Below are 16587 nucleotides of genomic sequence, written 5' to 3'. Positions count from 1 at the left end.
AAATAGTATCAGGACGATCTTAACGGACAGGAAGATTAATGTCTTTAAACATCTCTTCAATTTCGTGATTATTTTTAAGCATCGTTGCTTGTTCAACAATTGGCCGTGTTAAATGAGGGGCGAAGCGTTCCATAAAGTCAAACATATAACTCTTTAGGAATGATCCACGTTTAAAACCAATCGTCGTTGTACTTGCGTCGAATATATGACTTGCATCTAATGCGACAAGATCTGAATCTCTTTCAGGATCCATTGCCATACTTGCGATAACACCTACACCAATCCCTAAACGAACATAAGTTTTAATAACATCAGCATCGGTTGCCGTAAAGACAATCTTAGGTTTTAATCCAGCCTTATTGAAAGCGCTGTCTAATGCAGAACGACCAGTAAAACCAAAAACATAAGTCACTAGTTCATAAGCCGCTAGGTCTTCAATAGTAATCTTAGTTTTTTTCGCTAATGGATGATCTTTGGTTACGACAATAGAACGATTCCAATGGTAACAAGGAAGCATGATCGCATCTTGGTACAAATGAAGCGCCTCTGTTGCAATAGCAAAATCAGCTGTCCCTTTTGCAATGGCATCTGACATTTGTGCTGGTGTGCCTTGGTGCATATGCAAAGAAACATCAGGATAACGAGTTGTGAAGCCTTTGATCACATCAGGCAAAGCATAACGTGCTTGTGTATGTGTGGTTGTAATATTCAATATGCCTCTTTCTGGATGAGTATGTTCACCCGCGACAGATTTGATACTTTCAACACGAGACAAGATTTCACGAGAAATTTTAATAATTTCTTCGCCTGACGGCGTTACCCTTGTTAAATGTTTACCACTACGCTCAAAGATTTGCACACCCAGTTCATCTTCTAGCAAACGGACTTGCTTACTGATACCTGGTTGTGAGGTGTATAGTGACTCTGCAGTTGAAGATACATTTAGGCTATGGTTAACCACTTCGACAATGTACCTTAGTTGTTGTAATTTCATATTAATTTACCTGTAATCCTTTACATCAAAATTTATTATACTTATACGATACAGTTATATACCTATTCCTATCTATTTTCAAAGCCTTATCGTTAATATCTATAAATTGTTTAAATTAAAATCAAATACATTAAAGAAATGTGAACACTTGTCGATAACGTTAATTAAGACCTAGTATCATTACCCCCTTTCGAGTAATTTACTCGTAGGAATCAGCCCCTTGCTATTCATTTAGTTTACAAGGTGTTACACTAGAAATCATTACTAATGGATGTATGTTATAAACTATGAATATTGCTCTAATTATTGGACTTTTTGCGATTCTACTTACTTTGATTATCGGCTATAACGTCATTGTTCAATACAGAACAAAGATCGAATCAGCTAAAAAGCAAGAATCTGCAAAACATATGGTTATTATTGATTCAACCGAAGAACTTATCGGTAATGCTCATCACCTTCCATACAGTAAAGAACTATTAGTTTGTTTAAACCAACGAATTCTTGATGCTTTACGTGCAATTTCAGAACTTGATCCAAATGATCGTTCTTACCCTGCTCGTATTGAGAATATGGACCAACAGCTGCAACAGTTAAAAACAAACTATACTGGTGGCGATAGCACCAACTTTAAAGTTCCAAGTAATGATAAACAAGCACTCATAATGCTGAAGTTAGTAAAACGCCTTCGTGATACATTACGCGCAGAACATAAAAAAGGCCGAGTAAATACCCAAGTATTTGTAGCAGAAAACGCACGTCTTGAATCAATGCAAGTTCGTATTAATATTGAAAATGTAGTGAAACGCGCTAAAGAAGCAACACAACGCGGACAAGCAGGTACTGCTCGTCAATTACTGAAAAAAGGCATCGATGCTCTATCTAGTAAGAATGATGGTTACTCAAATAAAGCACGTAACCAACTACAAGATATGCTTGATGAACTAAATAACAAAACTAAGAAAAAGCAAGATCAAGAGCTTCAAGATAAATTAGATAAAAACAAAGATGATGACATTGATGTTTTATTCCAGCCAAAGAAAAAATGGTAATTATCTAATTCAATTAAAAATAAAAAGGTCGCTTACTGCGACCTTTTTTATTTCTACTGAGTCTAATAGTAATTACTGGTTAATGACATTGGTATAATTAGACTGGAGGTATTTCATAGATGGTTTGCCACTATGAAATTTAAAATCATCGTCATCCGATTGAATTAAATTCACTTCCACTTTTGCAAAATGTGCAACTCGATCACTCACATCACCACCAGCAACCTGCTCTGCTAATGTAATATAATCTTGATAATGTCTAGACTCTGAGCGCAATAAAGAAATATAGAATTTGGCTAAATCTTCTTCTAGATACGGAGCAAGTTTTGCAAATCGTTCACAAGAACGAGCTTCAATAAAGGCACCAATAATCAACTTATCAATCAACGTATAAGGTTCGTGAGTAATTATATTACTCAACATACCTTTTGCATAACGACTCGCTTTAATCCCTTCGTAGGGAATATTTCTCTCTTCCATAATTTCGAGCACTTGATAAAAATGGTGTAATTCTTCTTTTATCAATAAGACCATTTTATCTATCAGCTCTTGACTATATTTAGCATCTTTACGAGCGGTGATCTTTTTGGAAATATTACTTTTGCCTTTTAATGTTTCTAAAGATCCTACTTTTTTATAAGCGAACTCTTCATAGGGCTTAAACCATTCTAATAAAGTCGCCGCACTTTCTTTATCTACTGCATATTTACGAATTAGGTACATCGCACTTTGCGCGGCTTTTAACTCACACAATAAATGGTCTTTAAGGATCACAGCTAAATTGTGTGTTTTTTTGGCTTCATCAATCCATTCATCTGGCGTTTCACACTGTAGAAAAGAGTAAATTGGTTCTAATAATGATTTATCGTACATGCTTTTTTATCATCAAAAAATTCTAATTTAATTATACCAAAGCTATCTCTTACTGTTCAGGCTTTCCTTTGCATAATCTTACAACCCTTCAATATCAATAGCTTATATATAAAGCCCATTATTTAATAGTATTGCAAACTATATATAAAAGAAAAAATAGCTTGATCATTAACCAAATAAAAAGTACTGTACAAATACACACTGTATGGATGAACAGGTATTTTACTATGAACAGCGCAATGGCACTAACAACGTACTCACACTCATTTAATCACTTAATCTCACAACGTATTACAAGTGCTGCAAGCCAAGTTAATGCGCAATGTGAAGCTCATTTCATACAAATATTAAAGAGTTTATCCAAGCAAGATAAATGGATTTTTATCACTGCAAATACATCAATGCCAAGTTGTGAAACGTTGTTAAAACACGGTATTGAACTAAATAGATTGGTTCGATTAAAGGCATCAAACCATCTTACAGAAAGAGAAACGATAGAAAAGGCAAAACAATTTGGTACTGCTAGTGCTATTATTTGTAACTCTAACTGTTATTATTTTTCGGATTCACAATGGGTAACATTAAACCGAAAAATAACAGTACTGCACTAATTTAATTCAGGGTATATCGCTATTGAAAATAGCTCACCTTTCTTTTAAATGAACATACAGAAGATCTATATCATCGTTTGATTGAGATATATCGGTATACGTGTTTTCTAAAATATAATCGACTTGATCTTTATCTAATATATAGGGCAGTTTAATTTCTAAATCAGTGATGCCTTCAATGCGTGCCAAGCGGATAAGGCGGATCATATTCGATTCGTCATTAATGTGAGAAGAGAGTACCTGCAAGGCCTCTTTACGGAGTCTTTCTTTAGTTGGAGTCGAATCATGAACTGACGCATTCCAAACTGTACCAAACGTTGGAATGATACTTTTTAATGCTTGAGAAAAAGTCCATTTTTGTTTACTTGAGTCGACAAGAAATGCACTGTAATCAAACTCAATTATATTACTCATATTTGCCTCGATATAATTCCCACATCTACTTTCAACATCCTATTGAAAAGCACAAATGTCTTACTACAAGTATTTAGTATCGCGAATATTAAAAGTACCGCAAGTTTAAAATTCGTTACCGATCACACTTAAGAATTCTTAACTCTGAACCTTATCATTGCGCTAACACACCATTTACACAAATACATTTTAATAACAAAAAACCGCTACTAAGAGCGGCTTCTATTCAAATTAAATGCTATAAATTAATCATTTATAAGATTGGTATTTTTTGAAATTATTGGGTCAATCTTAATTTCATATTCATTAAAATAGACCTTGCATGGACTATGCTCACGCTTTGTTGTTACTTGTTCATCAGCATATTGAATAATAACTTTTGGGTACATTCTTTCTGTTACTTTAACGACATTCTCACTAAGTTGTTTTCTTAGTTCCTCTTCTGCTGACTGGAATCGCGTCATTGAAAGTGTAATTTCTTTGTTTGATTCTTCTTTCATTGTTTGAACACGTTCAATCTGCTCAGGTGTTCGCTCTGCTTTTGGAACTTTAGCAAGATCCATCTCTGCACGTACAACCTTCATTGTATTCTCTTGAGCCGCTTTATATTTAGCGTTCAAGTCTGCAATGTTTTCTTTGTATTTATCAAAACGAGTAAACGCTTTTACTAAAGTTTGAGTACCTGCGGTTGCACCCAGATTAACCGTCGTAATTGTAGAGCCTGCATATACCTCACCACCAACAATAGACCCAGTTCGACCTGACTTATCCATAACAGTGACTGCATTCTTACTTTTTACAAAACTTTGGATTGAATGTAACCCTAGCTCAATATCTCCAGAGGCTTGTAAATTTGCTGATTGCACAAATTTAGCGACGATTTTACCACCAGCTTTAACAAAACACGTGTGTTCTTCACCCTCTTCAACTTGATGCCCAATAATGCCTTTCATTGCAATAACATCGCCATGAGCTTGAACATCTGCTGATTCAATAAAGCCACCAACGGTAACCGTACCTGTTGCTCTTACGATCATGTCTGCGGCGATATCACCACTAACGATAACACTGCCTTTAAATTTTACATGACCCGTTGAAATATCAACGGCATTTAAACACAAGGCATTATCAACATCTGCGCCATCTTTATTAATCCATGGCATTCCAGAAGTGGTTGCGATAACTAATTCTGGATCATCTGGAGAAATAGTTGCCCCTTTACCTGCTCGAAGTTTGATATTCTTACCCGGTGTCGCTGCAATAGCTTCACCTTTAACCGTGTAGCCATCAGTTCCTTTTGTTGCTGGTATGCGACGGATTAGAGCGTCCCCCTCAACAACAGTGATAGTTTCACCTAGATCACGCATATCAACTTTATCTTCTTCGCCTTCTTTTTCTTGAGGTTGTAAGGCTTGCTCACGGAAATCCTCAACCAAGGGCATGAAGCTAGCATTTGTTCCATCAATAGGTTCTTTGCCTTTAGCGACTAACAGGGCAATTTTTTCACCAGCACCTAAATTTCGGCTTAATACCATGATTTTTTTTAATGCATTTCGACTAATACCACGAGTGATTTCCATGCTCGTAAGCGCAGAAATAATGTCGCTACTTTGAATGTCACGTCCGCCATATGCCCCAACAACCGTCATTGATGCTTTCATGTCCAATTCTTCTAAAGCAATAAGTACTTCAGCATTACGGCGCTCTGCAACATTACGATTTTGATGGTTACTTACCATGCCACTTTTTATATCGTTAATGATCGTAACAATGATTTTTTCATCAAAGAAAAAATCATTTGCACCCATCTCTTCTAAAGAATCTTTAAATCCTTTTAAAGTTGGCTCAGCATCCGGCTGAAACTTATCAGGAAAAAACAATACAACAGCATTATCATCCTGTATTAACGTTAGAAGAGAATTCCACATATCCATCACTCTTAGTATTCATTGCAGCTATTAATTTAACTGCTGGTATTAATTAGTTAACTGCTATTCTACAGTTCAAAATCGCCTAGATCCATGTCGGTATCTTGACGTTCAAAAAACGCCACTAAATCGTCATGTCCGCCAATGTATTTCCCATCAAGGTAGATTTGAGGCACTGTATTCACTGCAATACCTTCTTTTTCTTGAATTAATGCAACCATTTCTTCTTTGCTTAAATCTACGTCTAATGTAAATACTTTATAGGCTATGCTTTTATCGTCCAAAATCGCTTTTGCTTTAACACAAAATGGACATACTGTTTTTGAAAAAATAATTGTTTCTGCTGTGTTGAACATCGTAAGCTATCTCTTTATTTATATAGTTAAATGGTAAATACCGGATACGGTTGTAATTCTGGAACGAGCTGATGCAAGTCTTGCTCTTCTTCTGCGATATCTTTTGCTGAATCACACAGTTCTTGAGCTTCTTTTTTAACTTCTGCTCGATGCTCTTCCATTTTTGATTTCATTGCAGTTTGTGCATCAGCAAACTGTTGTTGCAGCTCAGAAAAATTAAGTTCTCCTTCCTGCATCTTAGTTGACAATGAATTAAATACGCTCGCAAATATCTCTTTATCAAGGCTTTTGATCATTACTTCAAAATCTTGCTTCCAAGTCGTATTCACTTCTTTAAAGAAATCTTGCTCTAAAATTAGGTCTTTACCTTGATAGAATTTTTGTTTTGCGGTCACACCATATTCATCGATCTTGATTTTTACTGCATCAAATGAGCCTTGTGCATCAAAAGACGTTTCAATCTCACTAACAAAATCATTCGCTGCAGCAATCCCTTTATCGGTGAAATCAACAACCGTTGGAATATAACCAGAAATTTGTTGTTGGTATTTTTCCACCGCTTTTTTTTGCGAAGCAGTTAAATCGAGCTCTTTACCATTAACATACACACGACCGTCGTGATCAATCCTCAATTTATCTTGAGCTTTATCTACTTTCACTTCACCTGTTGGAGTCAGTAATACATCGTTTTCAACATTAACCGGACACATGTTTGCCCAACTGTTACTTGAAACCATTAACATAGCTAAAGCGATGATTTTTTTAGATCGCATAAGTGCCCTATTGAGTTATTTGTTTTATGTACATTAGTTTAACTGATAGCGACTCCCTAGCTCAACACGGTTTTTTAAACAAAAAATAGCAAACGTTTGCTTTTGTTGTGGTAGTCATAAATAGTTCTGGTATGATGCTTCCAGTTTTTAAATAGTTTATATAGGAATTCTATAATGAGTCTTTCCGATCAAGTGCTTGCTGTTAATGACGATCTCCCTATCCGTACTGATAAACCAGTGCACAGCGGTAAGGTTCGTTCTGTCTATTGGTTAACAGAGGAAGACAGCCGCCGTCTTATCAAAGAAAAAGGCTACAATGTTGCTTCTGATGCGCCTTTAGCGATCATGGTTATTAGTGACCGTATTTCAGCATTTGATTGTATTTGGCACGGTGAAGGCGGGCTTAAAGGTATTCCAGGGAAAGGAGCTGCATTAAATGCAATTTCTAACCATTGGTTTCAACTATTTAAAGATAACGATTTAGCAGATAGTCATATTCTAGATATCCCTCATCCATTTGTATGGATTGTTCAAAAAGCCAAACCTGTGATGATAGAAGCAATTTGCCGCCAATATATTACTGGTTCAATGTGGCGTGCTTATACCAATGGTGAGCGTGAATTCTGTGGTATTCAAATTCCTGAACGTTTAGAAAAAGATGAGCAGTTACCTGAGTTACTATTAACGCCGTCAACCAAAGGTGTTTTAAAAGGCATTGAAGGCGTTCCTGAAGTTGATGATGTTAATATCACACGTAAAAACATTGAAGATAACTACGCAAAATTTAACTTCTCTTGCGAGGAAGACATCGCATTATATGAGAAATTATTAAAAGAAGGCTTTGCGGTTATTTCTAAAGCATTAAATAAAGTCGATCAAATATTTGTCGATACTAAATTTGAATTTGGTTATGTGAATGATGCGCAAGGCAATGAAAAGTTAATTTATATGGATGAAGTCGGCACTCCTGACTCATCACGTATTTGGGATAAAGAAGCATATCGTTCAGGTCATATTATTGAGAATTCAAAAGAAGGCTTCCGTCAATTCTTACTTAATCATTTCCCAGATCCAGATATTCTTTTAAATAAAAACCGTATGGATGAACGTTTTTCTTTAGCCGAAGAGAATGCTCTGCCACTAGAAGCAATGATGGATTTATCTAAGACCTATTTAGACATCGCAGCAAAAATCACTGGCGCACCAATTACGCTAAGTGATAACCCAAAAGCAGAAATCATTAAAGTATTAAAAGATGAATATCAACTAGTTGATTAATATTTCATTATTCAGTTAAAAAAATGGCGACCAATGTGGTCGCCATTTTTGTATTCAAATAATCACAAGATTATAGGAAATGAACCGTTAAGTTTACTGATGCAAAATCAATGTTTTCATCACCAACAGTAAAGTTATTGTAACCAGCACCAATAGTGAACATTGGGATGATGTTATATTCAACCCCTAGGCCAAAGAATGGATCAACGCCATCGTCTTTACGGTAACCGTCAGCTTCCCAACTATGCATACCTGCTTTTCCGTAAACGTGTAGTGGGCCTAACTCAATGCTTGGCTTAACTGCAAAGTTAACAGAAGTTACATCTGTTGTCTCGCTACCAAAATCATAAGAACCTAGGTTCCATGCACCCATTTCTAAACCGATGAAAGGAAGGATACCAGTACCGATATGTGCACCGTATACCGTTGAGCTTTCGCCTCTGTAATCAGCAGAACCTGCTTGTACGCCACCATAAATCCATGAGTCAGCTGAAGCTGTTACAGATACGCTTGCTAGAGCTAACGCTAAAAGTGTCTTTTTCATTTTCAATCCTATTTTTCAAAATGGAGCGGCAATCTTTGCCGCTCTTTTTAATCTTATTTATAATAAAGCAATTAATATGCCGAAATTATCTTTAGTTTAGGTGATACCTTAACAATCGGCAATGGCATTTTTAACTCGTTTATCAGAAACCGGATATGGCGTGCCTAATTGTTGAGCAAAATAGCTCACTCTTAGCTCTTCTATCATCCAACGAATGTCTTTTACTTTATCTGGGATTGGTTGCCCTTTTGGAATTTTGTTCAACAACTCTTTGTATTCATTGTTGATGCTTTCTACTTTAAGTAAATGAACACGGTCTCTATTTGGGTCAATTGGCAGTTTTTCCATTCTACGTTCGATCGCTTTCATGTAGCGGTGAATATCAGTTAATCGCTTCCAACCGCACTCTGTGGCAAATCCTTTGAAGATTAAATTCTCTATCTGAGCTTTAATATCAGACAGTGCAAACGCCATGCTCAAATCTACACGACCTTTCAATTTTTTCTGTATTTGGAAAGCCGTCGTTAAAATCGTTTCAACTAATTTAGCTATCTCTACAACTGTATCTCCAAGCTCTGCTCGAATGTGCTCTTTCATTTTTTCGAAAGCTTCAGGTTCCCAAACTAGGCCACCTTTCTCTTCAATTAACTTATCAATACCACAAGCAATACAATCATCAATTAAATCTAACACTCGACCGTATTGATTAAAGTACAAACCTAATTTTGACTTGTTTGGTAGATTACTATGTAAATACTTAATTGGCGACGGAACATTAAGAAGGATCAAACGACGTTGACCCGCCTTCATCGCATTATGCTGCTCTTCTTCTGTCTCAAACAGTTTGATTTCAACACTGTCTTTACCATCAACAATCGCCGGGTATGCCTTAACTTCAAAGCCACCACGTTTTTGAGTGTAAAGTGCAGGAAGTTCACCAAAACTCCACGTTTTAAGACCTTTTTGTTCAATATCATCGTCAGCAACTTGAGATAACGTCTCTTGAACCTTGTCTTTCAAGCCATCTTTTAATTCGTATAAATCACAACTTTCTTTAAGCTTACGATTACGATGGTCAATAACTCGGTACGTTACCTTTAAATGATCAGGAATTTGCTCTAATTTCCAATCTTCACGTAATACTTCAACCCCAGTCATACGTCGTAGTTCTTTTTCAAGACTGTCTAATAACGGTGCATCAAATGGTGTCGAACGAGATAAAAACGCATCAGCATAGTTCGGCGCTGGTACAAAATTACGACGAATCGTTTTTGGCAAAGATTTAATCAATGCGACAACTAACTCATGACGCAAACCAGGGATCTGCCAATCAAATCCATCCATTGTCACTTGGTTCAAGATTGGTAATGGCACATGTACTGTTACACCGTCACTATCTTGACCTGGTTCGAATTGATAACTTAACTTCAGCTTTAGACTACCTTGATGCCAGAAATTAGGGTAATCAAGATCCGTTACATGACTTGCATCATTACGGAATAGCATTTCTTTTTCGAAATTCAATAAATCAGGCGTTTCTTTCTGCGCTTTCTTCCACCACGAATCGAAATGACGACCAGACACAACGTCAGTATTCACTCGCTGATCATAAAATTCAGCAAGTTGATCATCATCAACTAAGATGTCACGGCGGCGTGATTTATGCTCTAACTCTTCAACTTCTTGCAATAACTTGCGGTTCTCTTTGAAGAATTTATGATTGGTATTCCAATCCCCTTCAACTAAAGCGGAACGAATAAAGATTTCACGACATACAGGCCCATCAATCGAACCATAGTTAATTTGACGCTTGGGTACGATTGGAATCCCATAAATAGTGACTTTTTCGTACGCCATTACCGCCGCAGATTTCTTAGACCAATGCGGTTCACTGTAGCTACGTTTAATCAAATGTCCCGCTAACGGTTCAATCCATTCAGGTTGAATTTTCGCAACAATACGACCCCATAATTTAGAGGTTTCAACCAGCTCTGCCACCATTATCCATTTTGGCTGTTTTTTAAATAAACCAGACGCAGGAAAAATATGATAACGGGCATTTCGAGCCCCTTGGTATTCATTCTTCTCTTGATCTTTTTGACCAATATGAGAAAGCATACCAGCTAAAATCGCCGTATGAACACCTTGATACCCTGCCGCTTCTTGATTTACTTTATAATTAAGCTCTTTCATTACTTGGCTTAATTGATAGTGAACATCTTGCCACTCACGAACACGTAAGTAGTTTAAATAATCTTTGCGGCATTGCTTTCTAAACTGATTACTAGAAAGTGCTTTTTGTTGCTCTTTCACATATTGCCAGATATTTACAAACGTTAAGAAGTCGGAGTCTTCATGATTAAAACGTTTATGCTTTTCATCCGATTGTTGTTTTTTGTCACTTGGGCGTTCACGTGGGTCTTGAATCGACAACGCCGCAGCAATGATCATCACTTCTTGCAATGCATTGTAGTTTGGTGCTTCTAGAACCATACGAGCTAAACGTGGATCAATGGGTAAACGAGCTAACTCACGGCCAACTTTCGTTAAGCTTTTCTTTGAGTCTTTAGCGTTTGCATTAATTGCACCTAACTCTTCAAGCAGTTTTACACCATCTTGAATATTACGATTATCTGGTGCTTCTACAAATGGGAAGGCTTGAATATCACCTAAACCTAATGCCGTCATTTGTAAAATAACAGACGCTAAGTTAGTTCGTAAGATTTCCGGATCGGTAAATTCAGGACGTGCAACAAAATCTTCTTCTGAATACAGACGAATACACACACCTTCCGACACACGACCACAACGACCTTTACGCTGATTCGCACTCGCTTGTGAGATCGCTTCAATTGGGAGACGTTGTACTTTAGTCCGGTAGCTATAGCGACTGATACGTGCAGTACCTGGGTCAATAACGTACTTAATACCCGGAACCGTCAGTGAGGTTTCAGCCACGTTGGTTGCCAATACAATTCGACGACCTGCGTGAGGTTGGAATACTCGGTTTTGCTCTTGAGAAGACAAACGTGCATATAAAGGCACAATTTCCGTATCTCTTAAATTGCGTTTCTCTAGTGCTTCTGCAGTATCACGGATTTCTCGCTCACCCGTCATAAACAAGAGAATATCTCCTAACCCTTCTTCACACAGTTCATCAACTGCATCAAAAATGGCTTCAAGTTGATCTCGATCGGTATCATCGCCATCTTCAACAATTGGACGATAACGTGTTTCAACAGGGAAGGTTCGACCTGATACTTCAATGATTGGGGCATTATTAAAGTGTTTAGAAAAGCGCTCAGGATCAATGGTTGCCGAAGTAATGATGATTTTTAAATCGGGACGCTTTGGTAACAATTCGCGCAAATAACCCATAATAAAATCGATGTTTAAACTACGCTCGTGCGCTTCATCAATAATAATGGTGTCATATTGATTTAAGTATCTGTCGTTTTGGATCTCAGCAAGTAAGATACCATCCGTCATCAATTTAACTTGAGTACGTTCTGACACTTGATCGTTAAATCGAACTTTGTAACCAACATGGCTACCAAGCTGTGTTTCCATCTCTTCTGCAATACGATCTGCAACCGAACGTGCCGCAAGACGACGTGGTTGTGTATGACCGATATTACCAAATTTACCACGACCTAATTCTAAACAAATCTTTGGTAGCTGGGTTGTCTTACCTGAGCCCGTTTCACCAGCAACGATAACCACTTGATTATTTTCAATTGCTTCTGCTATTTCGTCTTTCTTTTGACTAACGGGTAGTTGTTCTGGGTATTTAATGGTTGGACGATCGGTTTCACGATTGTTAGCAACCTGCATAGATTGTGCGATATCTAATGCAATTTCATCAAACACGGCATTCCTTGATTCTTCTTTTTTAATGCGTGATGCGCCTTGAATGCGTTTACTTAGGCGAAAACGGTCACGCAGCATGCATTCACTTAATGCTTTTCTAAGTGTTGCAGCTGAATTTTGATTTGATTGACTCAAAATATATATATCCTACTGAATCTTTTATTATTCATTAACTGTGGTAATTCTATCACATTCTTTACTTTATCGACTGTTGAGGAATAAAAATCTCTTTTACTTATGCGTAATAATAATGAGTTAATTCAACATCGTGATTGCTCGAACTAAACTCTATTTGCTAAACTTAGTCCATTAATCCTATTTTTTAAGATAAGTGATATGGAATTTAACGGTAAGCACATTGAACGCGACGCCCAAGGCTATTTAATGAATCATACTGATTGGTGTGAAGAGTTAGTCCCACAGCTAGCAAAAGAAGAAAATATTGAGCTAACTGAAGCACACTGGGAAGTCGTTCGCTTTGTTCGTTCTTTTTATGAAGAGTTCAAAACCTCACCAGCGGTTCGTATGCTTGTAAAGGCGATGGAAAAAGAGCACGGTCCAGAAAAAGGCAATAGTAAATATCTATTTCAACTATTCAAGTTAGGTCCTGCAAAACAAGCAACAAAGTTAGCTGGCTTACCAAAACCAGCAAAATGCCTTTAAATTCTTATTACAAGTATCGTGATTTTAATACATTTTAAAATCAGATAATTCTTGCCACTGGGTGTCTATTTTCTCGACTGACTCTACACGAGCTAATTGAGGCCCAGTATGCAACCATTCTTCTAATTCATTCACTTTACTCTCTTCACCACAAGCTAGAACTTCAACCGACCCGTCATTTTGATTTCGAGCATAGCCTGTTAGCCCAAGCTTCAGAGCGGTATGCGCCGTATGAAAACGAAAGCCAACCTGCTGTACTTTTCCCTTTACTGTAAACTGAACTGATTTTTGTGACATACTTCACCTATAAATATGATGTATAATAAAATTTTCTTAATCATAAGATATTATCGTTTCTTTTTATCATGTATACGGATTTATAATGAAAGAAAGTGCATTCCGCTGGATAGACCAATATCTTATTCACCTTAAAATTCAAGAGAAGTTCTATCTCCTTTTCTTGTTACCTATCATCGCTCTTTTAAGTCTAACCGCTATTATGAATTCTGCTGCTGATAATATGATGGCAGAAACCTTGGAACATGAAGTTCAATTCGTCGCAACAATGCTTGATCAACAAAATATCTCACGACAAGATGCAATGAGCCTTCTAGCCCAATCTGCAGAGTTTTCTGTTGGCTCTGGTCAACACAGTGCATATGTAAACTCTGGGGATTATAACATTAGCGCAAATTCTGATGTGACACTTTGGTCTACATTATCGACGTTACAGTTATCTCTAATTGCAGCCGTTTTATTACTCATGGCTGTTGGTGTCTATTACATAATGACTTTTATTGGTGGTGCTATGTTTACTATGAATAAGGCATTAGAAACCCTTGAGTCTGGTGATTTAACACAACGAATGAACTTCTTTCCGGTAAGAGATGAGTTCAGCATTATTGCTATCACTATCGATAAATTAGCTGAGCGTGAACAGCAACTTGTTTTAGCCATGCAAGAATCTGTCGCCTTAATTCAACAAATGAGTTCAGAACTAAGTCAAAACAGTCATAAAAGTTCAGATGCTTCAGACAAACAATTGGCTCAACTTGACCTACTTTCTAGTGCAACAGAAGAAATGGCAACATCAATTCAAGAAGTGGCAAATTACACCCACGAAGCCTCTTCTCAATCAACTGATGCGATGGACTCAGCTCGCCTTGGTCAGTCTCAAGTTGATTCTGCAGTACAAGCTATTCAGCATCTGTCTGCAGAAATTAATCAAGCTGCTCATGCGGTACAAGAATTAGACTCAAATGCGGCTAAAATTGATGAAGTTGTAGCAACTATCAATGGTATTTCACAGCAAACAAACTTACTTGCGTTAAATGCAGCAATTGAAGCTGCTCGTGCGGGAGAACAAGGCCGAGGATTTGCTGTTGTAGCTGATGAGGTAAGAACACTGGCAAGTAGAACTCAACAAGCGACGGTTGAAATTCAATCAATGATTGAAGCTCTACAAAATAACAGCAAATCATTACTAACATTAACGGCGAATACCGTAAGCAACGCAGAAACGGGGCAAGAGTTAATGCATCAAGTTCATAATGACATTTCAAGCATTGCTGATCGTAACGATACAATAGCTCAAAGTAACAATGAGATCGCAACCGCGGCAAGTCAGCAAGGTGAGGTAGCAATGAGCATCGCTTCTACCGTTGAAGATGTTCGAACACAATCAAATCAAGTACATAAAATGATCAAAGATTCTGAATCAAACATTGAGCAACTACGCTTAAAAGGACAAGACTTGGAGTTACTTCTTAATGGGCTGAAAGCGTAAATAACCATTAGTTCATACCTTACAATAACCTAATATCATGCAGTAATAAGTCACTTTATTACTGCATTCTTTTTATCTATCTTTATTTATTTAGATTATTCCTTTCCTTCCCTCGTTCTTAGTTTGCTTTTCCTTGTTACATCAAAGAGAATAGCCCCCTAATTAACTCATCAGAGCACAATATGACTGTTTCAATCTATTTAGTAAAAGGACGTGATAAAGCATTACGTCGTCGTCATCCTTGGATCTTCTCTCGCGGTATTGAGCGTATGGAAGGTAAACCAGAGCTAGGTGAAACAGTTGAAATCTACTCAAACAGCGGTGAGTGGCTTGCACGTGGTGCATTTTCCCCACAATCTCAAATCCGTGCTCGTGTTTGGACTTTTGATAAAAATGAAGCCATCGATAAAGATTTCTTTGTTCGCCGATTAAACCAAGCGCAAGACCTACGTGATGTATTGGCTGAACGCGAAGGCTTAACGGGTTACCGTTTAATTGCTGCTGAATCTGATGGTTTACCAGGTGTCACAATTGATCGTTACCAAAACTATTTTGTTTGCCAATTATTGAGTGCTGGTGCTGAAGCAACTAAAGATTTATTAGTGGAAGCATTAATTGAGTGCTATCCAGAATGTAATATTTACGAACGTTCTGACGTTTCTGTTCGTAAAAAAGAAGGCCTAAAACAGCGCACTGGTGTTCTACATGGTGAAGAACCACCTGAATCAGTGATCATTGAAGAAAACGGCGTGAAAATTAGCGTTGATATCGTAAATGGTCATAAGACAGGTTTCTATCTTGACCAACGTGATAGCCGTGAGCGTTCATGCAAATACGTGAAAGACAAAACAGTGCTTAACTGTTTCTCTTACACGGGTGGTTTTGGCCTCTACTCTCTTAAAGGTGGCGCTAAACACGTTATCAATGCAGATGTTTCTCAATTGGCATTGGATAACGCAAAAAACAATACTGAGATTAATGGATTTGACTTATCTAAAGCTGAATTCTTAAACGCTGATGTATTTAAGCTATTACGTGAATACCGTGATAACGGTACTAAGTTTGATGTTGTAATTATGGATCCACCAAAATTTGCTGAATCAAAAAATCAGCTAACTGGTGCATGTCGTGGTTATAAAGACATCAATATGCTAGCAATGCAAATTCTTAATCCGGGTGGTACGTTATTAACGTATTCTTGCTCTGGCTTAATGGATGCTGGTTTATTCCAAAAAATAGTTGCCGATGCGGCACTTGATGCAAAACGCACAGTTCAATTTATTGAACGTTTTGAGCAAGCAGCGGATCACCCACTTGATTCTGCATACCCTGAAGGTTTCTACCTAAAAGGTTTTGCTTGTCGCGTAGTATAATTATCTCACGCAATTCAACATTGTTATTTTAAAAAAGGCGAGATGGGTAACCCTCTCGCCTTTTTAGTTCTG

15 protein-coding genes are annotated in these 16587 nt (G+C 37.3%); 6 read left to right on the top strand and 9 right to left on the bottom strand.

Going from position 1 to position 16587, the window contains the following annotated elements; all coding sequences use genetic code 11:
- Positions 1-19: 19 nt before the first annotated feature.
- Positions 20-994 (bottom strand): HTH-type transcriptional regulator CysB, encoded by a 975-nt coding sequence (gene cysB / locus BTO23_RS04010; RefSeq protein ID WP_105062994.1) that lies wholly within the window; start codon positions 992-994, stop codon positions 20-22.
- A 287-nt stretch (positions 995-1281) separates the two neighbouring features.
- On the opposite strand from cysB, the gene BTO23_RS04005 reads away from it, so the two are divergent.
- Positions 1282-2046, top strand: coding sequence for a hypothetical protein (locus BTO23_RS04005; RefSeq protein ID WP_060991193.1), 765 nt, complete (start codon positions 1282-1284; stop codon positions 2044-2046).
- Positions 2047-2118: 72 nt separating this feature from the next.
- On the opposite strand, the gene miaE is transcribed toward BTO23_RS04005, so the two are convergent.
- Positions 2119-2919, bottom strand: coding sequence for a tRNA isopentenyl-2-thiomethyl-A-37 hydroxylase MiaE (gene miaE, locus BTO23_RS04000; RefSeq protein WP_105062993.1), 801 nt, complete (start codon positions 2917-2919; stop codon positions 2119-2121).
- 227 nt (positions 2920-3146) lie between these two features.
- Here miaE and BTO23_RS03995 point away from each other — a divergent pair, with 227 nt between their 5' ends.
- The gene (locus BTO23_RS03995; protein ID WP_060991195.1) at positions 3147-3530 is read left to right on the top strand and encodes a hypothetical protein; all 384 of its coding nucleotides are present in this window, start codon (positions 3147-3149) and stop codon (positions 3528-3530) included.
- Positions 3531-3563: 33 nt separating this feature from the next.
- Here the strand turns inward: BTO23_RS03995 and BTO23_RS03990 are convergent, their stop codons facing one another.
- From BTO23_RS03990 to BTO23_RS03975, 4 genes are all read right to left on the bottom strand, one after another.
- A complete protein-coding gene (locus BTO23_RS03990) occupies positions 3564-3944 on the bottom strand; it encodes a hypothetical protein (protein ID WP_060991196.1) in 381 nt (126 codons plus the stop codon).
- A gap of 245 nt (positions 3945-4189) precedes the next feature.
- Positions 4190-5872: a flagellar assembly protein A gene (locus BTO23_RS03985; RefSeq protein ID WP_060991197.1), complete on the bottom strand. Its 1683-nt coding sequence runs from the start codon at positions 5870-5872 to the stop codon at positions 4190-4192.
- Positions 5873-5940: 68 nt separating this feature from the next.
- Entirely contained in the window at positions 5941-6228 is a 288-nt protein-coding gene (locus tag BTO23_RS03980) for a glutaredoxin (RefSeq protein WP_061002659.1), read from the bottom strand.
- Positions 6229-6254: 26 nt separating this feature from the next.
- Positions 6255-7001 (bottom strand): YggN family protein, encoded by a 747-nt coding sequence (locus BTO23_RS03975; protein WP_060991199.1) that lies wholly within the window; start codon positions 6999-7001, stop codon positions 6255-6257.
- Between the two features lie 174 nt (positions 7002-7175).
- Here BTO23_RS03975 and BTO23_RS03970 point away from each other — a divergent pair, with 174 nt between their 5' ends.
- Positions 7176-8279, top strand: coding sequence for a phosphoribosylaminoimidazolesuccinocarboxamide synthase (locus BTO23_RS03970; RefSeq protein WP_061002661.1), 1104 nt, complete (start codon positions 7176-7178; stop codon positions 8277-8279).
- 70 nt (positions 8280-8349) lie between these two features.
- Here BTO23_RS03970 and BTO23_RS03965 read toward each other — a convergent pair whose 3' ends face one another.
- Positions 8350-8823 (bottom strand): outer membrane beta-barrel protein, encoded by a 474-nt coding sequence (locus BTO23_RS03965; protein WP_060991201.1) that lies wholly within the window; start codon positions 8821-8823, stop codon positions 8350-8352.
- Between the two features lie 108 nt (positions 8824-8931).
- A complete protein-coding gene (gene hrpA, locus BTO23_RS03960; RefSeq protein ID WP_245922096.1) occupies positions 8932-12771 on the bottom strand; it encodes an ATP-dependent RNA helicase HrpA in 3840 nt (1279 codons plus the stop codon).
- A gap of 258 nt (positions 12772-13029) precedes the next feature.
- Between hrpA and BTO23_RS03955 the strand changes: the two genes are divergently transcribed.
- Positions 13030-13356 (top strand): TusE/DsrC/DsvC family sulfur relay protein, encoded by a 327-nt coding sequence (locus tag BTO23_RS03955; RefSeq protein WP_060991203.1) that lies wholly within the window; start codon positions 13030-13032, stop codon positions 13354-13356.
- 24 nt (positions 13357-13380) lie between these two features.
- Here BTO23_RS03955 and yccX read toward each other — a convergent pair whose 3' ends face one another.
- A complete protein-coding gene (yccX, locus tag BTO23_RS03950) occupies positions 13381-13653 on the bottom strand; it encodes an acylphosphatase (RefSeq protein WP_060991204.1) in 273 nt (90 codons plus the stop codon).
- Positions 13654-13738: 85 nt separating this feature from the next.
- Between yccX and BTO23_RS03945 the strand changes: the two genes are divergently transcribed.
- Positions 13739-15142 (top strand): methyl-accepting chemotaxis protein, encoded by a 1404-nt coding sequence (locus BTO23_RS03945; RefSeq protein ID WP_105062991.1) that lies wholly within the window; start codon positions 13739-13741, stop codon positions 15140-15142.
- Between the two features lie 182 nt (positions 15143-15324).
- A complete protein-coding gene (locus tag BTO23_RS03940) occupies positions 15325-16515 on the top strand; it encodes a class I SAM-dependent methyltransferase (protein WP_105062990.1) in 1191 nt (396 codons plus the stop codon).
- Positions 16516-16587 lie beyond the last annotated feature (72 nt).

Origin of the sequence: Aliivibrio sifiae, assembly GCF_002954715.1 — a bacterium.
Taxonomy (GTDB): domain Bacteria; phylum Pseudomonadota; class Gammaproteobacteria; order Enterobacterales; family Vibrionaceae; genus Aliivibrio; species Aliivibrio sifiae.
Note: the sequence above shows the minus strand (reverse complement) of the source record. Positions and strands in the feature narration are given on the sequence as shown.